Consider the following 25,132-nt stretch of genomic DNA (forward strand, 5'->3'; position numbering starts at 1 on the left):
CGTGCTTCCCTGCGATGACGGCATGCCCCTCATCCGGCTGCCGCCCCCTTCTCCCCGCAGGCGGGGAGAAGGCCCCTTGGCTCACGGCGCGCCACCGCGCCGAAGCAGCATGTCCCTTCTCCCCGCTCACGGGGAGAAGGTGGCCGCAGGCCGGATGAGGGGCCAGGCCCTATCAGTCCCGCAGGGCGGACGAGCAGCCGTTGCCCGCCGTCCGCGCCCGGCGCTACCGCCCCGAATAGACGCGCTTGCCCGCAACATAGGTTTGAACCGCGCGCCCGGTAAAGCGGGCATCCTCGAACGGCGTGTTCTTGGAGCGCGACAAGAAGCAGTCCTTGGTCGCAAGCCACGGCTCGTCGATGTCGATCAGCACGATGTCGGCAACCGCACCCGCCCTGAGCGAACCGGCGTCGAGCCCGAAGATCTTGGCGGGACGCGTCGACATCGCATCGATGAGGCGCGTCAGCCCGACCTCGCCGCTGTGGTGCAGGCGAAGGGCTGCAGCCAGCATCGTCTCCAGCCCGATCGCGCCGTCGGCGGCCTCCCCGAAGGGCAGCCGCTTGGTGTCGACGTCCTGCGGGTCGTGCGAGGACACGATGATGTCGATCGTGCCGTCGGCGAGCGCCTGCACCATCGCCTTGCGGTCGTCCTCGCCGCGCAGGGGCGGCGAGAGCTTGAAGAAGGTGCGGTATTCGCCGATGTCGTTCTCGTTGAGCGTCAGGTGGTTGATCGAGATGCCGCAGGTGACGTTGGCGCCGCGGCCGCGGGCGACCCGGATCGCTTCCGCCGATTCCGGGACAGAGATCTGCGCGGCATGATAGGCGGCGCGCGTCAGCGTGGCGAGTCGCAGGTCGCGCTCCAGCGGGATCACCTCCGCCTCGCGCGGCGTGCCCGATAGGCCGAGCCAGCTTGCCAGCAGCCCCTCGTTCATCACCCCGCCGGCACCCAGGTGCTCGTCGCGCGTCTCGAGCGCGATCACCGCGCCGAATTCGCGGGCATAGGTCATTGCCCGGCGCAGCACCTGCGCGTCGTGGATCGCATGGCGGCCGTTGGTGAAGGCGACGGCGCCGGCTTCCCGCAGCAGCCCGAACTCCGTCATCTCGCTGCCGGCCAGTCCCTTGGTCAGGGCGGCGGCCGGATGGACGTGAACCAGTGCCTTGTCGCGCGCCGTCTTCAGCACGTATTCGACGAGCGCGATGTCGTCGATCACCGGATCGGTGTCGGGCATCATGATGAAGGTGGTGATGCCGCCGCTGGCGGCCGCCCGCGAGGCGGATTCGAGCGTCTCGCGGTGCTCGGCGCCCGGTTCCCCGACGAACACCCGGGCATCGACGAGCCCGGGCGCGGCGACGAGGCCCGCGCCGTCGACGATCTCCGCCCCGTCCGGCGCGCCCTGGTTCTGCGCTGCCTTGCCGGCGGCCGCGATCCGGCCGTCCTTGACGACGATCGTGCCGGTCTCGTCCATATCCCGGGAGGGATCGATGATGCGGACATTCTTGATGACGGTCGGCCGGGTCATGCGCGCGGTCCTTGGTTCTGCGAGACGAGGAGGGATTCCATCACCGCCATGCGGACGGCGACGCCCATTTCCACCTGCTGCTCGATCACGCTCTGCGGGCCGTCGGCGATCTCCGACGCGATCTCGACGCCGCGGTTCATCGGTCCGGGATGCATGACGAGCGCATCCTCCTTGGCCGCCTTCAGTTTCTCAGCGTCGAGCCCGAAGTAGCGGAAATATTCGCGCACCGACGGAACGAAGGCGCCCGACATGCGCTCGCGCTGGAGCCTGAGCATCATCACCACGTCCGCGTCCTTCAGGCCTTCCTCCATGGAATGGTAGACCTCCGCCCCCATCTGGGCGATGCCGTTCGGCAGCAGCGTCGCAGGCGCCACGACGCGGACGCGCGCGCCCATGGCGTTCAAGAGCAGGATGTTGGAGCGGGCGACGCGCGAATGCAGAACGTCGCCGCAGATGGCGACGATGATGCGCGAGAGCTTGCCTTTGGCGCGGCGGATCGTCAGCGCGTCGAGAAGCGCCTGGGTCGGGTGCTCGTGCTGCCCGTCGCCGGCATTGACGACCGAGCAGGAGACCTTCTGCGCCAAGAGCGCGGCGGCGCCGGCGGAGGAGTGGCGGACCACCAGCACGTCCGGGTGCATGGCGTTCAGCGTCATAGCCGTGTCGATCAGCGTCTCGCCCTTCTTCACCGAGGAATTGCCGACCGACATGTTCATCACGTCCGCGCCGAGGCGCTTGCCGGCGAGCTCGAAGGAGGACTGCGTCCGCGTCGAGGCCTCGAAGAAGAGGTTGATCTGGGTGAGGCCCCTGAGGGTGGAGGTCTTCTTTTCCCGCTGCCGGCTGATATCGACGGCCGCGTCCGCCTTGTCGAGCAGGAAGTTGATTTCCGGCTCGGTCAATCCCTTGATGCCGAGCAGGTGGCGATGCGGAAAGGAATCCATATGGGTCGCCTCGATGTCGTGAATACGCGGGGTCTATAGAGGCTATGCCACGATGCGGCAAGGCGGCCGTGCGCGCAGGCCGGCCGATGGCGCTTCTTATCAAGCATTCTTTCGGGGTAAGGCGGTTGCGTCCCCGTTTCGCGGCACGCGCAGTTAGGATAGAACGCCTGCATGACTCAGATGACCCGGACCGAACAAACCCTTGCAGACCTGAACCAGCCGCGGCTGTGGACGGGCATCAACGCCTATCGGTCCGATCCGCTGCTCGTCGACGGCACGGCATCGCTGCCGAAGGGGCTGCGCGACGAATTCGACGCGCTCGGCCGCCACGTCACCGCGCCCGAGGCGCAGGAACTGGCGCGGATGGCCAACGAATCGCCGCCGCAGTTGCGCACCCACGGCCCGCGCGGCGAGCGCCTCGACGTGGTCGATTTCCACCCCGCCTGGCACGCGCTGATGCGGCGCTCGATGACCACCGGCCTGCATTCGTCGATCTGGGAGAACCTTCCCGACGAGAAGGGCAGGGCGCACAAGGCGCGCGCCGTCCGCTTCTACCTGACCGCACAGCTCGAAAGCGGCCATCTCTGCCCGCTGACGATGACGAGCGCCTCGGTCGCGGCCATCTCCGCTTCGCCGGTCGTGCAGCGCGAGTGGGCCGGCCGGATCCTGTCGCGCAAGTACGACAGCACCAACCGCCCGGCCATGCAGAAGAGCGCCGTCACCATCGGCATGGGCATGACCGAGAAGCAGGGCGGCACCGACGTGCGCGCCAACACCTCGACCGCCGAGCGGGTGGGCGAGGGCATCTACCGTCTCAGCGGCCACAAGTGGTTCATGTCGGCGCCGATGAGCGATGCCTTCGTCATGCTGGCGCAGACCCGCGACGGCATCGGCTGCTTCCTCGTGCCGCGCCTGCTGGAGGACGGCACCGCCAACGGCCTGCGTTTCCAGCGGTTGAAGGACAAGATCGGCAACCGTTCCAACGCCTCCTCCGAGGTCGAGTTCAACGACACCTTCGGCTTCCTGCTCGGTGCCCCGGACGCCGGCATCCGCACCATCCTCGACATGGTGACGCTGACCCGGCTCGACTGCGCGCTGGCCTCCAGCGGCATCATGCGCGCCTCGCTCGCGGAAGCCGTGCACCATGCCCGCGGGCGCAAGGTCTTCGGCAAGAACCTCGTCGACCAGCCGATCATGACGCGCGTGCTCGCCGACATGGCGCTCGACGTCGCAGCGGCGACCGCGCTGTCGCTCCGGCTCGCCGAGGCCTTCGACCGCGCCCCGGTCAGCGGCGACGAGGCCGCCTATGCCCGGGTGATGACGCCGGTGACGAAATACTGGTGCTGCAAGATCGCGCCGGCGCTGATCTACGAGGCGATGGAGTGCATCGGCGGCAGCGGCTATGTCGAGGAGCGCCCGATCGCCCGCCACTACCGCGAGGCGCCGGTCAACGCGATCTGGGAAGGCTCCGGCAACGTGATGGCGCTGGATGTGCTGCGCGTTCTGTCGCGCGGCAAGGACCTGTTCGAATCCGTCTTCGCCGGCATCGCCCGCGATCTCGGTCCGTCGGGACGCAAGACGGTCGAGGTGCTGCGTGCGGCGACCTCGCTCTGCGAGCGCGACGAGGGCGCCGCCCGCATGCTGGTCGAGCAGCTGGCGCTTTCGGCCGCCGCCGCCGAGCTCAACCGGATCGGGGCAGGGCGCATCGCCGACGCCTTCGTCGAGACGCGCCTGGCCGCCGGTTGGCGTTCGACCTACGGCATGCTCGATTCCCGCTTCGATTCGGCTTACATCGTCGACCTGCTCTACCCGGCGGCGTAGGCGGCCAGCGTCAGCACCAGCGGGATTGTCAGGAACGAGGCCGCCGTCTGCAGCGTGGCGACGGAGGCGTAGAGCGGCGCGTCGCCGCCCATCTGCTTGGCCAGAAGATAGCCGTTCATCGCCGTCGGCACGCTGGCGCCGAGCGCGACGACGAGCAGCGCGTTGCCCTCGATCCCGAGCAGCCAGGCCGCGCTCACCATCACGAGCGGCATCGCAAACAGCTTCAGCGCGACCGACAGCAGCGCCACGCCGGTGGGCCGCAGGGCATCGGCGACGCGCAGGCCCGCGCCGACCATGATCAGGCCGAGGCTCAGCGACGCCTCCGCCACCAGATCGATTGTCTCCATCACCGGCGCATAGAGGGAAATGCCGAGAAGGTTGAAGACCGCACCCAGCGCCGACGCCAGGACGAGCGGATTGGTCAGCACCTTCGTCAGGAAGACGCGCACGTCGCGCGCGCCGCCGCCGAACCAGACGAGGATGCCGATATTGTAGAGATTGATGGGGATGATGATCAGCGTCATGATCAGCGCCAGCATCCCGATCCCCTCCTGGCCATAGAGCTTGCCGGCGGTGGCGAGCGCCATGAAGCCGTTCCAGCGCGTCGAGGTCTGGAAGACGGTGGTGAAGGACGCGGCGGAGACGCCGGCCTTGCGGAAGAGCGGCCAGGCGAGAAGGATCGCCGCCGACATCAGCGTCACCGAGCCGATGGAGGCGATGGCGAGCGTGCCCGCTTCCATGCCGGCGAAATCGGCCTGCGCGAGGGTGGAGAACAGCAGCGCGGGAAACAGGACGTAGAAGCCGAGCTGCTCCAGCCCCACCCAAAGGCCGTCGTCGATTTTCCGCCAGCGCTTGAGCACGGTGCCGAGGATGACCAGCAGGAAGACGGGGAGGATACTTTCGAAGACGACGAGCATGGGAGGGCCGGTATGCGAGGGGACCGGTCCCTCATTTCACGACCGGGAACAAACGGCAATCCTGAAGGTTGTTTTTGTCGGCGGCGGTCCTTTCGCAAGGGCGGCCGTCGCCGCGGCGGGCAGGCGGGTCGGTGTGGAAATTAACCTTAACCGGGGGTTTACGTTGCGTGTCCGAAGCGATCGATGGAAGGTGCTTCCATTAATGTTTCGTTAACCATCGGGGACGGCGCGATGCCGAAATCGATCCTGATTGCGGCCATGACGGCCTTCTTCGCAGCGCTCGCGCTGGACATTGCCGTGCCGGCCGCCGTGCTGCTGGCGCTGGTGGCCGTCCGCGAGCTCGGCCTGGAATTCGGTGGCGTCGTCGTCGGCGAGGAGAGAACGGCATGAAGTGGTTCCTGATCCTCTGGGCCGGCCCGATCGCGCTGCTCGGCAGCTGGTATGGCCTGTCCTACTACGACATGAGCTTCGGCATCTTCATGCTCACCCGCGACGCCCACGACCTGGTGTTCCGCGTCTACGGCCACGTGCTGGGCATGCCGCCCGAGACCATCCCGCCGCTCGTGGCCCGCGCCATCGTCGTCGACAGCCTGTTCGTCTTCGCCATCATTGCCTTCCGCAAGCGAAAGCGCATCGCAGCCTGGTGGCAGCGCCGGCGCGACGCGGGCGAGGGTGCGCCGGCTCAGGATCTTGCGAGCGCCGAGAGCCTGTCCAACGCGCCTTGAAGGATGAAGGAGGCGGCGGCGGAATCGATCCGCTCCGCCCGCTTCTTCCGCGATACGTCCATTTCGATCAGCGTCCTCTCGGCCGCGACCGTCGACAGCCGCTCGTCCCAGTAGACGAACGGAATGTCGGTCCTCTCGCTCATTGAGCGCACGAAGGCGCGCGTGGCCTGCACCCGCGGTCCCGCGCTGCCGTCCATGTTCATCGGCAGGCCGATCACGAAGGCGGCGATCCGCTCCTTCTCCGCAAATGCCAGCAGCGCCTCCGCGTCGATCCCGAGCTTGACCCGCTTCAAGACCGGCCGCGGCGTGGCCAGTCGCCGTCCGAGGTCGGAGACCGACAGGCCGATCGTCTTCGTGCCGAGATCGAGGCCGGCGATCGGCTGGCCGGGCTCGAGCAGCGCCGCGAGTTCTTCGATCGTCACCGTCGCCATGCGGATGCGCTCACCGTTTGCGGACGAATTCGGTGCGCAGCACCAGGCCCTTGATCGTCTCGTGGCGGCAGTCGATTTCCTCCGGGTTGTCGGTGAGGCGGATCGACCGGATGACCGTGCCCTGCTTCAGCGTCGTGTTCGTCCCCTTGACCTTCAGGTCCTTGACGAGGGTGACGCTGTCGCCGTCAGCGAGCAGGTTGCCGGCCGAATCGCGCGCGACGGGCTGGCTCGCGGCGGCCGCTGCCGCCACCTCGGAAGCCGGGCGCCAATCGCCGGTTGCTTCGTCATAGATATAGTCGTCGTCATCGGGTGTCATGCTTGTCTCCATCGGGAAGCTTGGATAATGCTGGAACCAGGCGAGTTTTCCGGGCCGGTTTCCGGGATCGCCGAGCGCCCCGCCATCGGTACGGTCCGTCTCCGCTGCCAAAGCGGGATTCCAATCATCCGAGCTGCAGAAATGCGTGCCATGCTCTATGCCATTTGCTGGCGGAAGTACAACGGGAGAATATCATGAAGATCACCTGGCTCGGCCACGCCGCGTTTCGGATCGAGACGGGCAAGGCCAAGATCCTGATCGATCCGTTCTTCACCGGAAACCCGTCCTTCGACACGACGAAGCGCAAGGAGGCGACCGCCGGCCTGACGCACATCCTCCTGACCCACGGCCACGGCGATCATGTCGGCGACACCGTCGCGATCGCCAGGGAAACCGGCGCCACCGTGCTCGCGAACGCCGACCTCGCTGCCTGGCTGAGCACCAAGGGCGTCAAGAAGCTCGAGATGGGCAACACCGGCGGCACCGTGCATTTCGACGGCTTCTCGACCACCTTCGTCAACGCGCTGCATTCGTCGGCGCAGATCACCGAGGACGGCGTCTCCCATTCGCTCGGCAGCGCCAACGGCCTGGTGCTGCATTTCGAGGACGAGCCGACGCTCTACCACATGGGCGACACCGACATCTTTTCCGACATGGCGCTGGTGCACGAACTGCACGACCCGGAGATCGGGCTGGTGCCGATCGGCGACCGCTTCACCATGGGCGGCGCGGTGGCGGCCCTTGCCTGCCAGCGCTACTTCAAGTTCGGCACCGTCCTGCCCTGCCACTATGGCACCTTCCCGATCATCGACCAGACGGCCGACACCTTCGTGAGCGGGATGGACGGCGCCAAGACCAAGGTCGAGGTGCCGAAGGTCGGCGAACTGGTTTCGCGGTAGGGGTGTCGCCCGGGCCGGCTGCGCACATTCCCCCGTTGCGCAGCCGGGGCACTCTCATTATAGCGGGAGGAAAATTTCCGACCGGAGTATGCCGATGTCTGTCGATCTTGCCACCGTCAAGCGGGTGGCCCACCTTGCCCGTATCGCGGTCAGCGAAGAGGAAGCCCAGCGCATGATGGGCGAACTGAACGGCATCCTCGGCTTCGTCGAGCAACTGGGCGAGGTCGACGTCACCGGCGTCGAGCCGATGACCTCGGTGATGCCGATGGCCATGAAGGAGCGCGACGACGCGGTCACCGACGGCAACAAAGCCGAAGACGTGGTCGCCAATGCGCCGGTCTCCGACCGCAACTTCTTCCTCGTGCCCAAGGTCGTGGAGTAAGCCCTTGGCCTTCACGATCGCCGTCGAAAGCCCGCTGCAGGACGAGGTGCGTGCGCTCATCGCAGAACTGAACGCGGTTCTGCTGACGCTGTCGCCGCCTGAGGCCTGCTACCACCTGACGGTGGAGCAGATGGCCGAGGCGGGCGTCACCGTCTGGATCGCCCGTGACGAGGGCGGTGCCGCGATCGGCTGCGGTGCGCTGAAGCGGCATACCGCCGGGACCGGCGAGGTCAAGCGGATGTTCACCCGGCCGCAATGGCAGGGCAGGGGCGTCGGCCGGGCCATCCTGGCCGAGATCGTCGCCGCCGCCGAAACGGACGGGCTTTCGCACCTCGTGCTCGAGACCGGCGACCGCCATCCCGCCGCCTGGGCGATCTACGAGAAGGCCGGCTTCTCCCGCTGCGGCCCGGTGCTCGACTATCCGGAAAGCCCCTATTCGATATTCTACCAGAAGCAGCTTGGACGTGCCTCCAGCGCTGCGTGACCCGAAAAAGATAGAGCCATGACCGACCTGACCCGCCTGACCATTGCCGAAGCCCGCGAGAAGCTCGGCGCCAAGGAGATCACCGCCGTCGAGCTGACGGAGGCCTATCTGTCGGCGATCGATGCCGCCAACGGCACGCTGAACGCCTACGTCGCGGTGACGCCGGAGAAGGCGCGCGAGATGGCCAGGGCCTCGGACGCCCGCATCGCCGAGGGCAAGGCCGGCGCGCTGGAGGGTATCCCGCTCGGCATCAAGGACCTGTTCGGCACCCGCGACGTCCACACCCAGGCCTGCAGCCACATCCTCGACGGCTTCAAGCCGAAGTACGAATCGACCGTCACCCAGAACCTCTGGAACGACGGTGCCGTCATGCTCGGCAAGCTGAACATGGACGAGTTCGCGATGGGCTCGTCGAACGAGACCTCCTACTACGGTCCGGTCAAGAACCCCTGGCGCGCCAAGGGCTCCAACCTCGACCTCGTGCCGGGCGGCTCCTCGGGCGGCTCGGCCGCCGCCGTCGCCGCCTTCCTCTGCGCCGGCGCCACCGCCACCGACACCGGCGGCTCGATCCGCCAGCCGGCCGCCTTCACCGGCACCGTCGGCATCAAGCCGACCTACGGCCGCTGCTCGCGCTGGGGCGTCGTCGCCTTCGCTTCCTCGCTCGACCAGGCCGGCCCGATCGCCCGCGACGTCCGCGACGCGGCGATCCTCCTGAAGTCGATGGCCTCCGTCGACGCCAAGGACACCACCTCCGTCGACCTGCCGGTGCCGGACTACGAGAAGGCCATCGGCCAGTCGGTCAGGGGCATGAAGATCGGCATTCCGAAGGAATACCGCGTCGACGGCATGCCCGAAGAGATCGAGGCGCTGTGGCAGCAGGGCATCGCCTGGCTGAAGGACGCCGGCGCCGAGATCGTCGACATCACCCTGCCGCACACGAAATACGCGCTGCCGGCCTATTACATCGTGGCGCCGGCCGAGGCGTCCTCGAACCTCGCCCGCTACGACGGCGTCCGCTACGGCCTGCGCGTCGACGGCAAGGACATCGTCGACATGTACGAGAAGACCCGCGCCGCCGGTTTCGGCAAGGAGGTCAAGCGCCGCATCATGATCGGCACCTACGTGCTTTCGGCCGGCTACTACGATGCCTACTACCTGCAGGCGCAGAAGGTCCGCACGCTGATCAAGCGCGATTTCGAGCTCGCCTTCGACGCCGGCGTCGATGCGATCCTGACGCCGGCGACCCCGTCGTCCGCCTTCGGCATCGCCGACGAGGACCTCGCGTCCGATCCGGTCAAGATGTACCTGAACGACATCTTCACGGTGACGGTGAACATGGCGGGCCTGCCGGGCATCGCCGTCCCGGCCGGCCTCGACCACAAGGGCCTGCCGCTCGGCCTGCAGCTGATCGGCAAGCCCTTCGAGGAGGAGACGCTGTTCAAGACCGCCCACGTCATCGAGAAGGCCGCCGGCCGGTTCTCGCCGCAGAAGTGGTGGTAACTGGCTCTCGCCAAATAGTGATTCGGATGGTTGTATGCCCCTTGGGCTGAGGGGCATTCCTGATGACGACCATTCGATATGCACATGGCGACGACGTCCCCGCATTGGCCGAGATCGGCATGCGGGCCTGGGAGCAGGCGGTGACGGGGGTCGCCGACCTGAACGCGCTGCGCGACAATGCGCGCCTGGCGTTCCTGCAGTTCCTGTCGGCGAACTGGGTCAAGGTCATCGTCGCCGAGGACGGCGGGCGCATCGCCGGCTGGGCGGCGCGCGAGAAGCTCGACGAGGAGATCACCGACCTCTGGGTCGATCCGTCGATGCAGCGCCGGGGGATCGGCACGGCCCTGCTTGCCGCCGTCGAGGACGAGATGCGGGGAGCCGACCACGAGGCGGCAACGCTCCAGACGCATGCGCGCAATGCGGCGGCACTCGCCTTCTTCCGCAAGCGGGACTACGCGGTCAGCTGGCTGTCCGTCGCCTATTCGCCGAAGCTCGACAGGAACGTGGAATCGGTCGGCCTGCGACGGCAGCTGGTGGAGGACACGCCGATCGGCTACGGGCCGGGCGGCTTCTGAGCCTTCCGGACGACGCCGCGCCGGCAGGCATGCGCGACCGGGGCCGCGCATGCCGTTGTCAGCGATTGTCGAGCTGCGAGCGCACCAGCACCAGCCCGCGATGGGTGATGCGGTACGGCCTTCCGCCTTGCGAGGCGATGCATTTGCGACGCTTCAGCTTGCGGAACAGGTCCAGGTCCAGGCCGCCGGCGCGCCAACCGTCGCGCGTGATGCAGTGGACGTTGAGGATGGTCCGGGTTTCGTCCCGTTCGAGTTCGATCCTGCCGCCCTGGGCGAGCAGGTGGAGAATGCGCTGTTCGGCGCGTGAAATGTCCATGGTCGTTGAAGTCCGAGAGGCGTTCGAGAGAACGCGAAAAAACGTTGCCGCCGGACGAAGGTCGGCGGGGCTGAAACGTTTTTCTGGCCCGTGCGCGCAAGCGATGTTTGCGGGCAGGGCCCTCAGCGGGACTCAGACGAAGAGAACATAAAGGCTCCGATAGGACGGCTCGATTTCTAGGAAATGGCGCTGCCGCCGTCAACGCCCGAGCGACCGAAGCAGGCTCACTGCAGGATCCGGCACTGCGACCAGGACGATGCCAAGGGCGAGATGGAGGGCGAGGAGCGCCGGCAATGCCGTCCGGAACGGTTCCTTGCGCGTCTTGTGGCGCAGAAGCCGCTGGGCGGTGATCGCCCCGAGGCTGCCGCCGATGACCGCAAGGCCGAGAAGCGTGCTCTCGCGAACCCGCCACTCTCCGGCGCGGGCCGCCTGCTTGTCCCGCCAGAAGGCAAGAAACGTCAGGACGTTGATCGAAACAAGAACGAAGGCAATCGACAGGGCGCTCATCCCTCGACGCATAGCCGATGCCGGTTAACGCCTTGCTCGAGGTTTTGCTGGGGGCGCTGTAGTCCGGGCCGAGGCTGGAAGGGTGAAAGCCTTGCGCCGCCTGCCCATATGGTCTACCGACACAGTTCGAAAATCAGCCATTCCGAAGCGATCTTCCAAGAGCTTGCACATGACCATCGTCGACGTCCGCACCCCCGATCCGAAACGCTTCATCCCCGGCGCCACCGGCGACTGGGAGGTGATCATCGGCATGGAGGTGCACGCCCAGGTCACCAGCAATTCCAAGCTCTTTTCGGGCGCTGCGACCGTGTTCGGCAATGCGCCGAACGCCAACGTCTCGCTCGTCGATGCGGCGATGCCCGGCATGCTGCCGGTGATCAACGAGGAATGCGTTCGCCAGGCGATCCGCACCGGCCTCGGCCTGAAGGCGAAGATCAACAACCGCTCGATCTTCGACCGCAAGAACTATTTCTATCCCGACCTGCCGCAGGGCTACCAGATCTCGCAGTACAAGGACCCGATCGTCGGCGAGGGCAAGATCGTCATCTCGCTCGGCCCCGACCGCCAGGGCAATTTCGAGGACATCGAGATCGGCATCGAGCGCCTGCACCTGGAGCAGGACGCCGGCAAGTCGATGCACGACCAGCATCCGACCATGTCCTATGTCGACCTGAACCGCTCCGGCGTGGCGCTGATGGAGATCGTCTCCAAGCCCGACATGCGCTCCTCCGACGAGGCCAAGGCCTACATGACCAAGCTGCGCTCGATCGTGCGCTACCTCGGCACCTGCGACGGCAACATGGACGAGGGCTCGATGCGCGCCGACGTCAACGTCTCCGTCCGCCGCCCGGGCGAGGCCTTCGGCACGCGCTGCGAGATCAAGAACGTCAACTCCATCCGCTTCATCGGCCAGGCGATCGAATATGAGGCCCGCCGCCAGATCGGCATCCTCGAGGATGGCGGCACGATCGACCAGGAGACCCGCCTGTTCGACCCGAACAAGGGCGAGACCCGCTCGATGCGCTCCAAGGAGGATGCGCACGACTATCGCTATTTCCCCGATCCCGACCTGCTGCCGCTCGAATTCGACGACGCCTATGTGGAAGAGCTGAAGGCGCACCTGCCGGAGCTGCCGGACGACAAGAAGGAGCGCTTCGTGCGCGAGCTCGGCCTGTCCGTCTACGACGCTTCGGTGCTGGTGTCGGAAAAGGCGATCGCCGACTATTTCGAGGAGGTCGCTTCCGGCCGCGACGGCAAGGCTGCCGCCAACTGGGTGATCAACGACCTCCTGGGCGCCTTGAACAAGGCGGGCAAAGGCATTGAAGAGACGCCGGTTTCGCCCTTCCAGCTCGGCGGCATCATCGACCTGATCAAGGACGGCACCATCTCCGGCAAGATCGCCAAGGACCTGTTCGAGATCGTCTGGAACGAAGGCGGCGTGCCCGGCGAGATCGTGGAATCCCGCGGCATGAAGCAGGTCACCGACACCGGCGCAATCGAAAAGGCCGTCGACGACATCATCGCCGCCAATCCCGACCAGGTCGAGAAGGTCAAGGCCAAACCGACGCTCGCCGGCTGGTTCGTCGGCCAGGTGATGAAGGCGACCGGCGGCAAGGCCAACCCGCAGGCCGTCCAGGCCCTCGTCAAGGCCAAGCTCGGCATCGAGGAATAGCCGTGTTCTTCGTCCGCACGGCCTCGGAGCGCGACCTGCCGAAAGTGAGCGCGCTCCTGGCCGAGACGTGGCATGCGACCTATGACGCGCTCTACGGCCCCGACAAGGTGTCCGAGATCACGGCGAAATGGCACTCCGTACCGGCATTGACGGAGAAGCTGAAGCGCAAGCATGCCGAGTTCGTCGTCGCCGACGACGGCAGGGTGCTGGCCGGCATGGGCTATGCCGCCCTGTCGGAGGCGGATCCGAAGGTGGCGGTCCTGCACCAGCTCTATGTGCTGCCGCAGTATCAGCGGCAGGGCGTCGGGCGGGATCTCTTCGCCGAACTCGAGACCTGCTTTCCCGACGCCAGGGTGATGCGGCTCGAGGTGGAGCCGAAGAACACGACTGCGATCGCCTTCTATGAGGCGCACGGGTTCGCAAGGGCGGGCGAGACCGCCGATTGCGGCGACGGCCGCTCCGGCATTCCCGCGCTGATCCTTGAGAAGCCGCTCGGCTGACGCGGCCGTGCACAAGCGTCGCCGTTGCCGCAAATCCCGCTTGAACATTCGGGAATCGCTGGACATTCGCCCATCCGCGCGCCATAAGCGAGGAACGGTTTCGACAGCGGGCCAGCCATTCCGGCCCGGTCAAGGAAGTGGATAATGAGCCTTCTCAAGCAGATCTTCACCTGGTGGAACGGACAGACCATCGGCACGCGGTTCCATACCTGGCGCTTCGGCAAGAAGGTGGGCGAGGATCAGTTCGGCAACGTCTACTACCAGGGCGGCGGCACGGACTCCGAAGGTCGCACCCGCCGCTGGGTGATCTACAAGGGATATGCGGAAGCCTCCGCCATCCCGCCCGGCTGGCACGGCTGGATCCATCACCGCACCGACGTCTCCCCGGCCGACGAGGACTACAAGCCGCGCGAGTGGCAGAAGGACCACCGCCCGAACGGCACCGGCACGGCGCAGGCCTACCGCCCGCCGGGCTCGCTCGCCGTCCCCGGCGAACGCCCCCGTGTGACCGGCGACTACGACGCCTGGACCCCGCGCGGCTGAACCGCTTTCGCCACATTTGACCGCTAGCGCAGACAGGCCCGGCCGCCGCGCCGGGCCGATTCTCATGCGAAAGACTTAAAAGGGGATGGATTTGGCAGGCAGGCAGACAATCGCTTCGCGCATGGCCCTCGCGCTCGCCGCTCTCGGTGTGGCGGTGCTCGCCATAGGCGCTCCGGCCGAGGCTGCCCGCATCGCCAACCCGGTCGCCGTCTTCTCCGGCCTCGACAAGATCACCGGCCGCATCACCTCCTTCGACGTCTATGTCGGCGAGACGGTGCAGTTCGGCGCGCTGCAGGTCACCCCGCGCGTCTGTTACAACCGTGACGACACCGAGGCGCAGAAGGTCGATTCCTTCGTCGAGGTCAGCGAGATCACGCTCGACCGCAAGATCCGCCGCATCTTCACCGGCTGGATGTTCGCCGAAAGCCCCGGCCTCAACGCCGTCGAGCACCCCGTCTATGACGTCTGGCTGACCGAGTGCAAGATGCAGTCCGACGTCCCGCCGCCCCAAACGACGAGCGCGCAGTAACCCCCGTCCCGCTGCGGAAGGCGGGGAGCTGTTGGGAGGGCAGGGCATTGTCCCCCTTCTCCCGACCGGACGATGCTCACGAAAGACCGCCGGCGACCCGCTCCACCAGGTCCGCCAGCAGATGGACGCCGCGTTCGATGTCTCCGGTCTGTAGCGCCGAGTAGCCCATGACGAGACCCGCCCGGTCCGGGAGGCTTTCCGTGGCGTCTGCCGCGTAGAGCGGTGAGATCGCGTGGATCCCCAGGCCTATGGCACGCGCGCCTTCCAGAAGCGCGGTCTCCGCGGACCGGGGAATGCCGTTCAGCCACGCGACCACATGCAGGCCCGCGTCCGCGCCCTCGACGTCCACCTTGTCGCCCAGGCGATGACGGAGGGCGTTGAGCAGGGTCGCGCGCCGCTCGTGGTTCAGGCGGCGTATCCGTCGCAGGTGAACCTCGTAGGCGCCGCTTTCGATGAGCGACGCCAGGGCGTCCTGCTGAAGCAAGGGCGTGTGGCGGTCGCACAGAAGCTTCGCCGTTGCGAACACCGCCTGCAGGTCGGCGGGCACCACCAGGTAGCCGAGGCGAAGGCCCGGCGCGAGCGTCTTCGAGACCGTGCCGCAATAGATGACGTTGCCACCCTCCGTGAGGCCGAAGAGCGGCGGCACGGGGTTGATATCGTAGCGGAACTCGCTGTCGTAATCGTCTTCCACGACATGGGCGTCAAACTGTCGGGCCCAGTCCAGCAGCTGATGGCGACGGGCCACGGGCATGACGCCGCCGAGCGGGAACTGATGGGACGGCGTCACATAGGCCAGGCGCGCGTCCAGCTGCGCCAGCCCCCCGGTTTCCATGCCGCTCCGGTCCACCGGCACGGGAACGGCCGACGCACCGGCGCCGGCGAAAATCTGGCGCGCCATGTCATAGCAGGGGTTCTCGATGACGAAGCGGTCGCCGGGATCGAGAAGGACGCGCGCGCACAGGTCCAGCCCCTGCTGGGAGCCGTTCACGACGATGATTTGGTCCAGCTCGCAGCGGATCGTCCGGGCGCGCCAGAGATAGCCCTGCAGCGCAAGTCTAAGCCGCACCGATCCCCGCGGGTCGCCGTATGTCAGCCTGTCCGGCCGCCGGGCGGCGGCTTCAGCCACAGCCTTCCGCCAGGCCGCGGACGGAAAATCGGCGCTTGCGAGATCGCCGTGGCGGAAGTCCACGAGGACCTTGCCCGGCGCTTCGGCGGACCAGGGCGAGAAACCTCTGAGCCGCGCACCATAGGCAGACAGGCGCACCTGTCGGGGATCGCGGGTCCGCTTCACCTGGTCCGGTCCGCCGACCGCGGCCCTGACGACCCGCGGCCGTGCGCCCTGTCGCAGTTCGATGAAACCTTCGGCGTGAAGCTGCTCGAAGGCAATCATCACGGTCGTCCGGGAAACGCCGAGTTCCTGCGCCAGACCCCGTGACGAGGGCAGCTGGCCCGTTTCGCCGAACACGCCCCGGGCAATGTGCTCCTTCAGGGCGGCATAGATGTCCTGCGCCCCGATCCGCCCCTTCGCGCTTGTGCCTGCGGGCTTCAACTGGACCATCAATTTTCCTTGCAACTGGCTGCTAACGGCAAGCCAGTCTGGGCCTATTTTCGCCGAAATCCAAGCGGCGTCCGTCGGGCCGCCGAATTCGCGGGTCGAGAACCTATGCTGCATCAGGACAAACGGCCGTCGGTCACGGACGAAGAACGCTTCGGGTCCGATCCGGCATCGCTGCTCCGCGCCAATCTCGCGGCTGTGGAGGAGAGGATCGGCCGGGCCTGCGCCCGGGCCGGACGCGATCGGGCCTCCGTCCGGCTCCTGCCGATCACCAAGACCGTCCCGGCCCGGATTCTGCGTCTCGCCCGCCAGGTGGGTATCCGCGACTTCGGCGAGAACAAGATCCAGGAGGCGGAAGCCAAGCGTGCGGAACTTGCCGATCTCGACGTCGACTGGAGCATCGTCGGCCATCTCCAGACCAACAAGGTCAAGCAATTGTGCCGGTTTGCGCGGGAGTTCCACGCGCTCGACAGCCTGCGGCTCGCGGATCTGCTGAACGCCCGGCTCGAACGCGAGGATCGGCATCTGGATGTCTACATTCAGGTCAACACCTCGGGCGAGGAGAGCAAGTTCGGGCTTCACCCCGACGCGCTGATGCCGTTCGTCGAGACGCTGGAGCGGTTTCCCCGTCTCCGCCCCCGCGGTCTGATGACGCTGGCGCTCTTCAGCCGGGATATGGATGCCGTCCGCCCGTGCTTTGCCCTGCTGCGCCGCCTGCGCGACCGGGCGGCCGCGCGCAATCCGGCCGTGCAGGAGCTGTCGATGGGGATGTCGGGCGATTTCGAGGAGGCGATCGAGGAGGGAGCGGACGTCGTGCGCGTCGGCCAGGCTATCTTCGGCAGGCGCCCCACGCCCGACGGACACTATTGGCCGGGGCTCGCCGACCCCACCCATTGAAAGGACCGGTTGCCGCGCGCCGCATCGGGCGAGGGCAGCCATCGACACACAGGAACGATCCCGGAGACAGACCCATGAAAGTGCATTTCGTCATACATGAGGCGTTCGAGGCCCCGGGCGCTTACGAGGACTGGGTGAGGTCGCGCGGCCACGCGGCGAGCTACTCGCGGGTCTATGCGAACGAGAGGCTGCCCGCGTCCGCCGAGGGCATCGACCTTCTCGTCGTGATGGGCGGGCCGCAGTCCCCCTCGACCACGACGGAGGAATGCCCGCACTTCGACGCCGCCGCGGAGCAGGCGCTGATCGGAAAGTGCGTCGAGGCCGGCAAGGCCGTCGTCGGCGTCTGCCTCGGATCGCAGCTGATCGGCGAAGCCCTGGGCGCGGCCCATTCGCACAGCCCCGAAAAGGAGATCGGCAAGTTTCCGATCACGCTGACTGCGGCCGGCAGGACCAATCCGAAGTTCTCGCATTTCGGCGAGACGCTTTCGGTCGGTCATTGGCACAACGACATGCCGGGCCTGACCGACACGGCGACCGTCATCGCCGCAAGCGAAGGCTGCCCGCGCCAGATCGTGGAGTATGGCGACCTCGTCTACGGCTTCCAGTGCCACATGGAGTTCACCCCGGACGTCGTCGAGCTCCTGATCGCCGCGTCCGAGGCGGAGCTGGCGACCCTCACCGATCGTCGTTTCGTCCAGCAGCCGGAGGCGTTGCGCCGGAACGATTGGCACGAGATGAACGCAAAGCTGTTCGAATTCCTCGACAGGCTCGTCGCGGCCTATCGGGCGCAGAACCATGCGAAGGCGCGGCTGGCTTAGGCCGCCCGCAACGCCACCCGCCGGTGGCCCCTCGGGATGTCACCAATTGCCGGGATCGGCCGTGTGGTCGATCTCGGCAAATTCATCCGCCTTTTCCCGATCGAGCGTCAGATCGGTCGCAACCATGGACTCGTCCCTGACCAGATATTGCAGGGGCGCCGGCGCCCTGGTGAGCGCCTGGTACATCAGCAAGGCAGCCTCCTCGGCAGTGTCTGCCTCGAACGTTCTCGTGAGGATGACGGTGAACTTGTGCATGGCGTTGACCTCATCTGTTCGGCCGGACCATCCGGTCTTGCGGGGATGGCGACCTTTTTCCTTGCGTCCAATCACGTCTCAGACAGGGATCTCGGTGGATTGCTTGACCCTCTGCATGGGGATCTCCGACTTGATGTTCCTGACCCCCTTGATGCGGCCGAGATGTTCGATCTGGAACCTCCGGTAGCCGTCGAGATCGGCGGCGACCACGCGCAGGATGAAGTCGCAGTCTCCGGCCATGAGGTGGCACTCGACGACCTGGGGAAGTCTTCGGATGGCCTCGACGAATGGCACCACAGTTTCCTCGTCCTGACCAGTCAGCCAGACGCGCGCGAACACGGTAAAGCCCATTCCGAGCTTCGCCGCGTCGACCAGAGCGACATATCGCTCAATGATGCCGGCTTCCTCCAGGAGCTTGACCCGCCTGAGGCAGGGCGACGGTGAAAGGCCGACCCTCGAAGCCAGGTCCGTGTTCGGGATTTTTCCGTCCTGCTGGAGAACCCGCAGGATGGCGCGGTCGATCGAGTCGAACTGCATTGGCGTCAGAATCCATGATTTATGCCGATCGTGGCATTGTATGCCAAATTGCCGGCAAAGCGCATCATATTCGCAACCAAATGCCACCGGCCCCGCGGTAAAAATGCCGGAAAGCGGATGGCGGCCATGCCTCGGCCGGCAGATGGGATCTGTGGGAAAGCAACATGAGCGAACTCGATGTGCAAAGTGACGTCGTTGCCGACATGCGGCGACACCAGGTCTGGCATGGATTGCGGGATGCATGGCCCGTCATGCTGGGGTTCGTCCCCTTCGCCCTGGTGCTGGGCGCACAGGCGGTCCAGAAGGGGTTTTCGGTCATCGAGGTTCCGATGATGACGGGCCTGAATTTCGGCGGCGGGTCGGAGTTCGCCGCGGTGGAGCTCTGGACCTCGCCGCCGCACGTCCTTCTGATCGTCGCCATCACCTTCCTCGTCAACAGCCGCCATCTGCTGATGGGGGCCGCCCTTGCGCCCCTCATGCGAAACCTGTCGCGGCGACAGGCATTTGCGGTCCTGTTCTTCATGTGCGACGAGAGCTGGGCCATGGGCCTTGCCGATGCACGCCTGTCGGCGAGCGGGCTTCGCCTCGGGTACTTCTTCGGCGTCGCGCTCGGGCTCTACGGTTGCTGGATCGCCTTCACCACGATCGGCGCGCTCGTCGGCCCCGTCCTCGGCGACGTGACGCGCTTCGGCTTCGACATGGCATTTCCCGCCGTGTTCCTGGTCATGCTTGCCGGCATGTGGCGCGGTCCCGCTGCCGCCCGCCCGTGGCTCGTCAGTCTCGTCGTCGCGGGCGCGACGCACCTGCTGTTGCCGGACGGCGCCTGGTACGTCCCGGCCGGAGCATTCTCCGGCGTCGTTGCGGCCTACGTGTGGGCGAGGCCGGCATGATCGATCCGCTTCACGCTCTCACGATCGTGCTGATGGCGCTCACCACCTACATGACGCGCATCGGCGGCTATCTGCTTCTCCGCAACAGAACCGTCAGCGCACGGACCAAGGCGGTCATGGAATGTGCGCCGGGATGCGTCCTGATCACGGTGATCGCGCCCGACTTCGTCACCGGGCACCCGGCCGATCTGATGGCGCTCGCACTGACAACGCTGGCGGCGACCCGCATGCCGATCCTTCCGACGGTAATCATCTCGATCGTTTCGGCGGCCATCCTCAGGAGCGTCCTGGCGTGAAGTCCGCATGCGGCACAGGCGCTCAGGACCGTGTGGCGCGCTCAGAACGGTAGATTGGGCGAAGCCAGCGCCTTGGCGAGCAGGCACTCGTAGTCGGCCTTCGGCACGTCGATCGCGCCGAAGGTCTTCAGGTGCTCGGTGGTGAACTGCGTGTCGAGCAGGCGGAAGCCGCGCGCCTTCAGCCGTTCGACGAGATGCACGAGACAGATCTTCGAGGCGTCGGTGCGTCGCGAGAACATGCTTTCGCCGAAGAAGGCCGCCCCCAGCGAGACGCCGTAGAGGCCGCCGACCAGTTCGTCGCCTTCCCAGGCCTCGACGCTGTGGGCGTGGCCCATCCGGTGCAGGGTGGCGTAGAGCGTGCGGATCTTGGCGTTGATCCAGGTCGACGGGCGGTCGGGCGCGGCTTCGGCGCAGGCCGCGATCACCGCCTCGAAGGCGGTGTCGACGCGGATGTCGAAGGGTTTCTGGCGGATCTTTTTGGCGAGGCTGCGCGAGACGTGGAACTGGTCCAGCGGAATGACGCCGCGCATGTCGGGCTCGACCCAGAACAGCTCCGGGTCGTCGGCCGAATCGGCCATCGGAAACAGGCCGATGGAATAGGCGCGCAGCAAGAGATCCGGTGTAACCTCCGGAGACCTGCCGCGACGCCCTGCCATTCGCTACCCCTTGGACTTGGCCAGATAGTTTTCCAGCCAGTGGATATCATAGTCGCCATTTGCGATATCCTGATTGGAAATCAAATCCTGGAACAAGGGAAGCGTCGTCTTGATGCCGTCGATCACGAATTCGTCGAGGACGCGGCGAAGCCGCATCATGCATTCGACGCGGGTCCGCCCGTGCACGATCAGCTTGCCGATCAGGCTGTCGTAGTAGGGCGGGATCCGGTAGCCCTGGTAGGCGCCGGAATCGACGCGGACGCCGAGACCGCCCGGTGCGTGGAAATGCGTGATCGTGCCCGGCGAGGGCACGAAGGTGCGCGGATCCTCGGCGTTGATGCGGCACTCGATCGCATGCCCGGAGAACTCGATCTCCTCCTGCGTGACCGACAGCCCGGCGCCGGAAGCGACGCGGATCTGCTCGTGCACGAGGTCGATGCCGGTGATCGCCTCGGTGATCGGGTGTTCCACCTGCAGGCGGGTGTTCATCTCGATGAAGTAGAACTCGCCGTCCTCGTAGAGGAACTCGATCGTGCCGGCGCCGCGGTACTTCATCTTCTTCATCGCGTCGGCGCAGATCTGGCCGATCTTCATGCGCTGCTCGACGTTGAGGGCAGGGGAGTTCGCCTCTTCCCAGACCTTCTGGTGGCGGCGCTGCAGCGAGCAGTCGCGCTCGCCGAGATGGATGGCGTTGCCCATGCCGTCGCCGACGATCTGCACCTCGATATGGCGCGGATGGCCGAGGTACTTCTCCATGTAGACGGCGTCGTTGCCGAAGGCGGCTGCGGCCTCCGAGCGGGCGGTGTTGATGGCTTCGTCGAGGTCGGCCTCGGTCCTGGCCACCTTCATGCCGCGGCCGCCGCCGCCGGCGGTCGCCTTGATGAGGACGGGAAAGCCGATCTTGCGGGCGACCTCCAGCGCGTTCTCCGGCTTCACCTCGCCGTCGGAGCCGGGCACTACGGGGATGCCGAGTTCCTGCGCCGTCTGCTTGGCGGTGATCTTGTCGCCCATCAGGCGGATGTGCTCGGCGGTCGGGCCGATGAAGGTGATGCCGTGCGCGTCGAGGATCTCGGCGAACTTGGCGTTCTCCGACAGGAAGCCGTAGCCCGGATGCACGGCGTCGGCGCCGGTGATCTCGCAGGCGGCGACGATCTGGTGGATGTTGAGGTAGCTTTCGCGCGACGGCGGCGGGCCGATGCACACGCTCTCGTCGGCGAGGCGGACGTGCATGGCGTCGGCATCGGCCGTCGAATGCACGGCAACGGTCGCGATGCCGAGTTCCTTGCAGGCGCGCAGGACGCGGAGCGCGATCTCGCCGCGGTTGGCTATGAGGACTTTGGAGATCATCGGGCTGACCTTACTCGATGACGATCAGCGGTTCGCCATATTCGACCGGCGCGGCGTCTGCCACGAGAATTTCGGTGACCTTGCCGGAGCGAGGTGCCGGGATCTGGTTCATCGTCTTCATCGCCTCGATGATGAGGATGGTCTGGCCTTCCTGGACGTTCGAGCCGACCTCGACGAAGGGGCGGGCGCCCGGTGCCGGCGCCAGATAGGCGGTGCCGACCATCGGCGCGGTGACCGCGTTCTTGTTGTCGCGGACGGCTGCGGCCGGGGCGGCTGCCGCTGCGACCGGCGCGGCCACGGCTGCGACCGGTGCGGGAACAGGGGCGGAGACATACTGCGGCGTGCCGGCGCGGGAGACGCGGATGCGCAGGTCGTCCTGCTCCACCTCGATCTCGGTCAGATCCGTCTCGTTGAGGATGTTGGCGAGATCGCGGATCAGTACCTGATCGATGCCCTGCTTCTTGTCAGCCATGGGATTGAGCCTCTTATTCTCTTCTTATGTCGTGATGGATTTCAGCGCATGGAGCGCCAGGATGTAGCTCTGCTCGCCGAACCCGCAGATCACGCCCTTGACCGCCGGTGCGATCATGGACTTGTGGCGGAATTCCTCGCGGGCATGGACGTTGGAAATGTGCAGCTCGACGACCGGGATGCGGATGGCCTTGATGGCGTCGTGCAGCGCAAGCGAGGTGTGCGTGTAGGCGCCGGCATTGATGGCAATGCCCGCGGCCGTGTCGCCCGCCTCGTGGATCCAGTCGACGAGCGTGCCCTCGTGGTTCGACTGGCGGAAATCGATGGCGAAGCCGAGCCGTTCGCCTTCGGCGCGGCACAGCACCTCGATGTCGGCCAGCGTATGCCCGCCATAGATTCCGGGCTCGCGCTTGCCGAGCGCGTTGAGGTTCGGGCCGTTCAGGACGAAGATCGTGGATGCCATTCGGATTTCCGCTTGCTGGATCGTGGGTTACCTATAGACCGCCGGTTCCCCAAGGAAAAGCCCCAAGGAATCACGCGCGTCTTGTCCACAACCAAGAAGGCTGAAGCGCAAGGGAATGGCGGAAAGATGGCGGGGACGGCCGATCCTGCAGGGTTGCCGTCGTTCAGGACCGGGCCGGCCTCTTTGATCAGCGGTGTGCCTGCCTCAGCACACCGCCTTGCCGCAGGCCCGGACGTTGGCGACCTTCTCGTTCAACTCGTCGATGCCGACCGCCCCGAAGACGGCCTCGTTCGAGATGACGTAGGACGGCGTGCCGGTGATGCCGAGGCTCTGGGCGAGCGAATAGGTCTCGCGCACCGCATCGTCGTGCGGCTTCGCCTCCATCTGCTTGCGGATGTCGGCCTCGCTGACGCCGAGCCCGGTGGCGACGGCGATCGCCGTCTCCTCCGTCGCCCGCTCCTCGCCGCCGAGCAGGGCGCGGTGGAACGCGGGATATTTCTCCGGCGCGAGATCGCGGAAGGCGGCGCTCACCTTGTGGGCGGCAAGCGAATCCGGGCCGAGGATCGGCAGCTCCTTCAGGACGAAGCGCACGTTCTTGTCTGATTCCAGCATCGCGTCCATGTCGGAAAGCGCGCGCTTGCAGTAGCCGCAATTGTAGTCGAAGAACTCCACGATCGTGACGTCGCCATTGGGATTGCCGAGCGAGATGTCGTCCTTGCCGTTGAAGATGGCGGCCTGGTTTTCCGTGATCGCCGCCTTCGCCTGCTCCTGCTGCGCCTGCATCTGCTTCTGCTGAAGGGCCTCCTGCATGTCCATCAGGATTTCCGGATTGGCGAGCAGGTATTCCTTGATGTAGGCGCCGAACTCTTCCTTCTGCTTGTCGTCGAGTGCCTGCGCCTGAAGCGGCAGGAAGACGGCGCCCGTCAGTGCGAGTGCGGCGGCGAGCGATTTGGCTTTGGTACGAAACATCTTGTCCTCGTGGTGCCGTGAGGCGGATGCCGCGGCCGTTGTCCCTCGCGCCATATGCGGCGCATCGCAGCCAGTTTAGGGCGCGGTTGCCGCAAACGAAACCGCAAAGACGGCGAAAATCCGGTCGTGCCGGGATTGTGAACAGGCCTTTTTTACGGCTAGTGCATATGGCATCGAAATGCCGCCCGCACGGTCTTGTCGCCGGCGGACGCCCTCCCGCGCCAGCGCAAGGACAGAAGCCAGGATGAAAGTCTCCAGACGAAGCGCAGTCGAACCCTTCCATGCCATGGACGTGCTGGCCGAGGCCACGCGCCGGCGCGCGCAGGGGCGTCCGGTCATCTCGATGGCCGTCGGCCAGCCGGCCTATCCGGCGCCGCGCGCGGCGCTCGATGCGGCCAGGGGCGCGCTTGCCGACGGAAGGATCGGCTATACGGAGGCGCTCGGGCTCGCCGACCTGCGCCGCGGCATCGCCGACTACTATCGCCGCCATCACCGCGTCGAGATCGATCCTGCCCGCATCGCCGTGACCACCGGATCGTCGGCGGGCTTCAACCTCGCCTTCCTGACGCTGTTCGACCCCGGCGACCGGGTGGCGATCGCGCGGCCGGGCTATCCGGCCTACCGCAACATCCTGGCCGCCCTCGGCATCGAGACGATCGAGATCGGGGTGAGCGCCGAGAACGACTTCACCATCACGCCGGAAAGCCTCGAGGCGGCCCAGAGCGTCTTCGGCAAGCTTTCCGGCATCCTGCTCGCAAGCCCGGCCAACCCGACCGGCACCGTGACCAACCGCGCCCATCTGAAGGCGCTTGCGGACTATTGCGCCGAACGCGGCATCGCCTTCATCTCCGACGAGATCTATCACGGCCTGACCTTCTCCGGCGAGGAGACCAGCGCGCTGGAGATCACCGACGAGGTGGTCGTGATCAACTCGTTCTCGAAATACTACTGCATGACCGGCTGGCGGATCGGCTGGATGGTGCTGCCGGAGAGCGTCGTGCGCCCGATCGAGCGCCTGTCGCAGAGCCTCTACATCTCCGCACCCGAATTATCCCAGCTGGCCGCGCTGGCGGCCCTCGGTGCCCGCGAGGAGCTCGACGTGCACCGCGAGGCCTATCGCCGCAACCGCGACCTGCTCGCGACCCGGCTGCCCGAGATCGGCTTTTCCATCGCCTCGCCGATGGACGGCGCCTTCTATGCCTATGTCGACGTCAGCCGCTTCACCAATGACAGCATGGCGTTCGCCCGCCGCATGCTGGCGGAGACCGACGTCGCGGCGACGCCCGGCGCGGATTTCGACCCGGTGGACGGCCATCACACGATGCGCTTTTCCTATGCGGGCTCCTTTGACGAGATGGGCGAGGCGGTCGTTCGTCTCGCGCGCTGGCTGGCCTGATCGGGCGAACC

32 protein-coding genes are annotated in these 25,132 nt (G+C 66.4%); 17 read left to right on the forward strand and 15 right to left on the reverse strand.

Annotated features, from left to right (window positions below; translation table 11 throughout):
* Positions 1-223: 223 nt before the first annotated feature.
* Together P0086_RS20045 and P0086_RS20050 are read right to left on the reverse strand one after the other, a co-directional pair.
* Complete coding sequence (locus tag P0086_RS20045) at positions 224-1,516, reverse strand: dihydroorotase (protein WP_275788806.1); 1,293 nt, start codon at positions 1,514-1,516, stop codon at positions 224-226.
* The gene (locus P0086_RS20050) at positions 1,513-2,454 is read right to left on the reverse strand and encodes an aspartate carbamoyltransferase catalytic subunit (RefSeq protein ID WP_112599648.1); all 942 of its coding nucleotides are present in this window, start codon (positions 2,452-2,454) and stop codon (positions 1,513-1,515) included. Before P0086_RS20050 ends, P0086_RS20045 begins: the two co-directional genes overlap by 4 nt.
* 171 nt (positions 2,455-2,625) lie before the next feature.
* Here P0086_RS20050 and P0086_RS20055 point away from each other — a divergent pair, with 171 nt between their 5' ends.
* Positions 2,626-4,275 (forward strand): acyl-CoA dehydrogenase family protein, encoded by a 1,650-nt coding sequence (locus P0086_RS20055; protein WP_112611699.1) that lies wholly within the window; start codon positions 2,626-2,628, stop codon positions 4,273-4,275.
* Here the strand turns inward: P0086_RS20055 and P0086_RS20060 are convergent.
* Positions 4,260-5,192 carry an AEC family transporter gene (locus P0086_RS20060; protein WP_148656986.1) on the reverse strand — a complete coding sequence of 311 codons (933 nt, stop codon included), beginning with the start codon at positions 5,190-5,192 and terminating at the stop codon, positions 4,260-4,262. The genes P0086_RS20055 and P0086_RS20060 overlap by 16 nt on opposite strands.
* Positions 5,193-5,423: 231 nt before the next feature.
* Here P0086_RS20060 and P0086_RS20065 point away from each other — a divergent pair, with 231 nt between their 5' ends.
* Entirely contained in the window at positions 5,424-5,582 is a 159-nt protein-coding gene (locus P0086_RS20065; protein ID WP_162714804.1) for a hypothetical protein, read from the forward strand.
* Positions 5,579-5,917 (forward strand): DUF6105 family protein, encoded by a 339-nt coding sequence (locus P0086_RS20070; RefSeq protein WP_112611697.1) that lies wholly within the window; start codon positions 5,579-5,581, stop codon positions 5,915-5,917. Before P0086_RS20065 ends, P0086_RS20070 begins: the two co-directional genes overlap by 4 nt.
* Here the strand turns inward: P0086_RS20070 and ruvX are convergent.
* Together ruvX and P0086_RS20080 are read right to left on the reverse strand one after the other, a co-directional pair.
* A complete protein-coding gene (ruvX, locus tag P0086_RS20075; protein ID WP_112611696.1) occupies positions 5,875-6,348 on the reverse strand; it encodes a Holliday junction resolvase RuvX in 474 nt (157 codons plus the stop codon). The genes P0086_RS20070 and ruvX overlap by 43 nt on opposite strands.
* A 10-nt stretch (positions 6,349-6,358) precedes the next feature.
* Positions 6,359-6,664 carry an alkylphosphonate utilization protein gene (locus tag P0086_RS20080; protein WP_112599653.1) on the reverse strand — a complete coding sequence of 102 codons (306 nt, stop codon included), beginning with the start codon at positions 6,662-6,664 and terminating at the stop codon, positions 6,359-6,361.
* A 194-nt stretch (positions 6,665-6,858) separates the two neighbouring features.
* Here P0086_RS20080 and P0086_RS20085 point away from each other — a divergent pair, with 194 nt between their 5' ends.
* The 5 genes from P0086_RS20085 (at position 6,859) to P0086_RS20105 (ending at position 10,504) form a co-directional block, all read left to right on the forward strand.
* Positions 6,859-7,563, forward strand: coding sequence for a metal-dependent hydrolase (locus tag P0086_RS20085; protein ID WP_275788816.1), 705 nt, complete (start codon positions 6,859-6,861; stop codon positions 7,561-7,563).
* Positions 7,564-7,657: 94 nt separating this feature from the next.
* A complete protein-coding gene (gene gatC / locus P0086_RS20090) occupies positions 7,658-7,945 on the forward strand; it encodes an Asp-tRNA(Asn)/Glu-tRNA(Gln) amidotransferase subunit GatC (protein ID WP_112599722.1) in 288 nt (95 codons plus the stop codon).
* A gap of 4 nt (positions 7,946-7,949) precedes the next feature.
* A complete protein-coding gene (locus tag P0086_RS20095) occupies positions 7,950-8,429 on the forward strand; it encodes a GNAT family N-acetyltransferase (RefSeq protein WP_275788820.1) in 480 nt (159 codons plus the stop codon).
* Positions 8,430-8,447: 18 nt separating this feature from the next.
* A complete protein-coding gene (gene gatA, locus P0086_RS20100; protein WP_112599656.1) occupies positions 8,448-9,929 on the forward strand; it encodes an Asp-tRNA(Asn)/Glu-tRNA(Gln) amidotransferase subunit GatA in 1,482 nt (493 codons plus the stop codon).
* A gap of 62 nt (positions 9,930-9,991) precedes the next feature.
* Complete coding sequence (locus P0086_RS20105; RefSeq protein ID WP_112611692.1) at positions 9,992-10,504, forward strand: GNAT family N-acetyltransferase; 513 nt, start codon at positions 9,992-9,994, stop codon at positions 10,502-10,504.
* Between the two features lie 58 nt (positions 10,505-10,562).
* On the opposite strand, the gene P0086_RS20110 is transcribed toward P0086_RS20105, so the two are convergent.
* Positions 10,563-10,820: a YjhX family toxin gene (locus P0086_RS20110; protein ID WP_148652886.1), complete on the reverse strand. Its 258-nt coding sequence runs from the start codon at positions 10,818-10,820 to the stop codon at positions 10,563-10,565.
* Positions 10,821-11,018: 198 nt separating this feature from the next.
* Entirely contained in the window at positions 11,019-11,327 is a 309-nt protein-coding gene (locus tag P0086_RS20115) for a DUF1294 domain-containing protein (RefSeq protein ID WP_275788826.1), read from the reverse strand.
* Between the two features lie 169 nt (positions 11,328-11,496).
* Here P0086_RS20115 and gatB point away from each other — a divergent pair, with 169 nt between their 5' ends.
* The 4 genes from gatB to P0086_RS20135 all read left to right on the forward strand — a co-directional run bounded on the left by gatB (position 11,497) and on the right by P0086_RS20135 (position 14,571).
* Positions 11,497-12,999, forward strand: coding sequence for an Asp-tRNA(Asn)/Glu-tRNA(Gln) amidotransferase subunit GatB (gene gatB / locus P0086_RS20120; protein WP_112599660.1), 1,503 nt, complete (start codon positions 11,497-11,499; stop codon positions 12,997-12,999).
* Between the two features lie 2 nt (positions 13,000-13,001).
* Positions 13,002-13,499 (forward strand): GNAT family N-acetyltransferase, encoded by a 498-nt coding sequence (locus tag P0086_RS20125; RefSeq protein ID WP_275788830.1) that lies wholly within the window; start codon positions 13,002-13,004, stop codon positions 13,497-13,499.
* 141 nt (positions 13,500-13,640) lie between these two features.
* Complete coding sequence (locus P0086_RS20130) at positions 13,641-14,042, forward strand: NADH:ubiquinone oxidoreductase subunit NDUFA12 (RefSeq protein WP_275789527.1); 402 nt, start codon at positions 13,641-13,643, stop codon at positions 14,040-14,042.
* Positions 14,043-14,127: 85 nt separating this feature from the next.
* The gene (locus P0086_RS20135; RefSeq protein WP_148149978.1) at positions 14,128-14,571 is read left to right on the forward strand and encodes a DUF2155 domain-containing protein; all 444 of its coding nucleotides are present in this window, start codon (positions 14,128-14,130) and stop codon (positions 14,569-14,571) included.
* Between the two features lie 76 nt (positions 14,572-14,647).
* Here P0086_RS20135 and P0086_RS20140 read toward each other — a convergent pair whose 3' ends face one another.
* On the reverse strand, positions 14,648-16,129 hold the full coding sequence (locus tag P0086_RS20140) for a PLP-dependent aminotransferase family protein (protein ID WP_275788834.1): 1,482 nt from the start codon (positions 16,127-16,129) through the stop codon (positions 14,648-14,650).
* 105 nt (positions 16,130-16,234) lie between these two features.
* On the opposite strand from P0086_RS20140, the gene P0086_RS20145 reads away from it, so the two are divergent.
* Together P0086_RS20145 and P0086_RS20150 are read left to right on the forward strand one after the other, a co-directional pair.
* Positions 16,235-17,023 carry a YggS family pyridoxal phosphate-dependent enzyme gene (locus tag P0086_RS20145; RefSeq protein WP_275788837.1) on the forward strand — a complete coding sequence of 263 codons (789 nt, stop codon included), beginning with the start codon at positions 16,235-16,237 and terminating at the stop codon, positions 17,021-17,023.
* Between the two features lie 74 nt (positions 17,024-17,097).
* A complete protein-coding gene (locus P0086_RS20150) occupies positions 17,098-17,841 on the forward strand; it encodes a type 1 glutamine amidotransferase (RefSeq protein WP_275788840.1) in 744 nt (247 codons plus the stop codon).
* A 39-nt stretch (positions 17,842-17,880) separates the two neighbouring features.
* Here the strand turns inward: P0086_RS20150 and P0086_RS20155 are convergent, their stop codons facing one another.
* Positions 17,881-18,096: a hypothetical protein gene (locus P0086_RS20155; RefSeq protein ID WP_275788842.1), complete on the reverse strand. Its 216-nt coding sequence runs from the start codon at positions 18,094-18,096 to the stop codon at positions 17,881-17,883.
* 78 nt (positions 18,097-18,174) lie between these two features.
* Complete coding sequence (locus tag P0086_RS20160) at positions 18,175-18,633, reverse strand: Lrp/AsnC family transcriptional regulator (protein WP_275788845.1); 459 nt, start codon at positions 18,631-18,633, stop codon at positions 18,175-18,177.
* A gap of 203 nt (positions 18,634-18,836) precedes the next feature.
* On the opposite strand from P0086_RS20160, the gene P0086_RS20165 reads away from it, so the two are divergent.
* A complete protein-coding gene (locus tag P0086_RS20165; RefSeq protein ID WP_345799321.1) occupies positions 18,837-19,523 on the forward strand; it encodes an AzlC family ABC transporter permease in 687 nt (228 codons plus the stop codon).
* On the forward strand, positions 19,520-19,819 hold the full coding sequence (locus P0086_RS20170) for an AzlD family protein (RefSeq protein ID WP_275788848.1): 300 nt from the start codon (positions 19,520-19,522) through the stop codon (positions 19,817-19,819). Before P0086_RS20165 ends, P0086_RS20170 begins: the two co-directional genes overlap by 4 nt.
* A 41-nt stretch (positions 19,820-19,860) precedes the next feature.
* Here the strand turns inward: P0086_RS20170 and aat are convergent, their stop codons facing one another.
* The 5 genes from aat to P0086_RS20195 all read right to left on the reverse strand — a co-directional run bounded on the left by aat (position 19,861) and on the right by P0086_RS20195 (position 23,725).
* Entirely contained in the window at positions 19,861-20,475 is a 615-nt protein-coding gene (gene aat / locus P0086_RS20175) for a leucyl/phenylalanyl-tRNA--protein transferase (protein ID WP_112611681.1), read from the reverse strand.
* A 3-nt stretch (positions 20,476-20,478) separates the two neighbouring features.
* Entirely contained in the window at positions 20,479-21,822 is a 1,344-nt protein-coding gene (gene accC / locus P0086_RS20180; protein WP_112599670.1) for an acetyl-CoA carboxylase biotin carboxylase subunit, read from the reverse strand.
* Positions 21,823-21,832: 10 nt separating this feature from the next.
* The gene (gene accB / locus P0086_RS20185; RefSeq protein WP_112599671.1) at positions 21,833-22,294 is read right to left on the reverse strand and encodes an acetyl-CoA carboxylase biotin carboxyl carrier protein; all 462 of its coding nucleotides are present in this window, start codon (positions 22,292-22,294) and stop codon (positions 21,833-21,835) included.
* 24 nt (positions 22,295-22,318) lie between these two features.
* Positions 22,319-22,756: a type II 3-dehydroquinate dehydratase gene (aroQ, locus tag P0086_RS20190; protein ID WP_112599672.1), complete on the reverse strand. Its 438-nt coding sequence runs from the start codon at positions 22,754-22,756 to the stop codon at positions 22,319-22,321.
* A 204-nt stretch (positions 22,757-22,960) separates the two neighbouring features.
* A complete protein-coding gene (locus P0086_RS20195) occupies positions 22,961-23,725 on the reverse strand; it encodes a DsbA family protein (RefSeq protein WP_112613790.1) in 765 nt (254 codons plus the stop codon).
* 244 nt (positions 23,726-23,969) lie between these two features.
* Between P0086_RS20195 and P0086_RS20200 the strand changes: the two genes are divergently transcribed.
* On the forward strand, positions 23,970-25,121 hold the full coding sequence (locus P0086_RS20200; protein ID WP_275788853.1) for an aminotransferase class I/II-fold pyridoxal phosphate-dependent enzyme: 1,152 nt from the start codon (positions 23,970-23,972) through the stop codon (positions 25,119-25,121).
* Positions 25,122-25,132 lie beyond the last annotated feature (11 nt).

It is taken from the genome of Mycoplana sp. MJR14 (assembly GCF_029210525.1).
Lineage (GTDB): Bacteria > Pseudomonadota > Alphaproteobacteria > Rhizobiales > Rhizobiaceae > Mycoplana.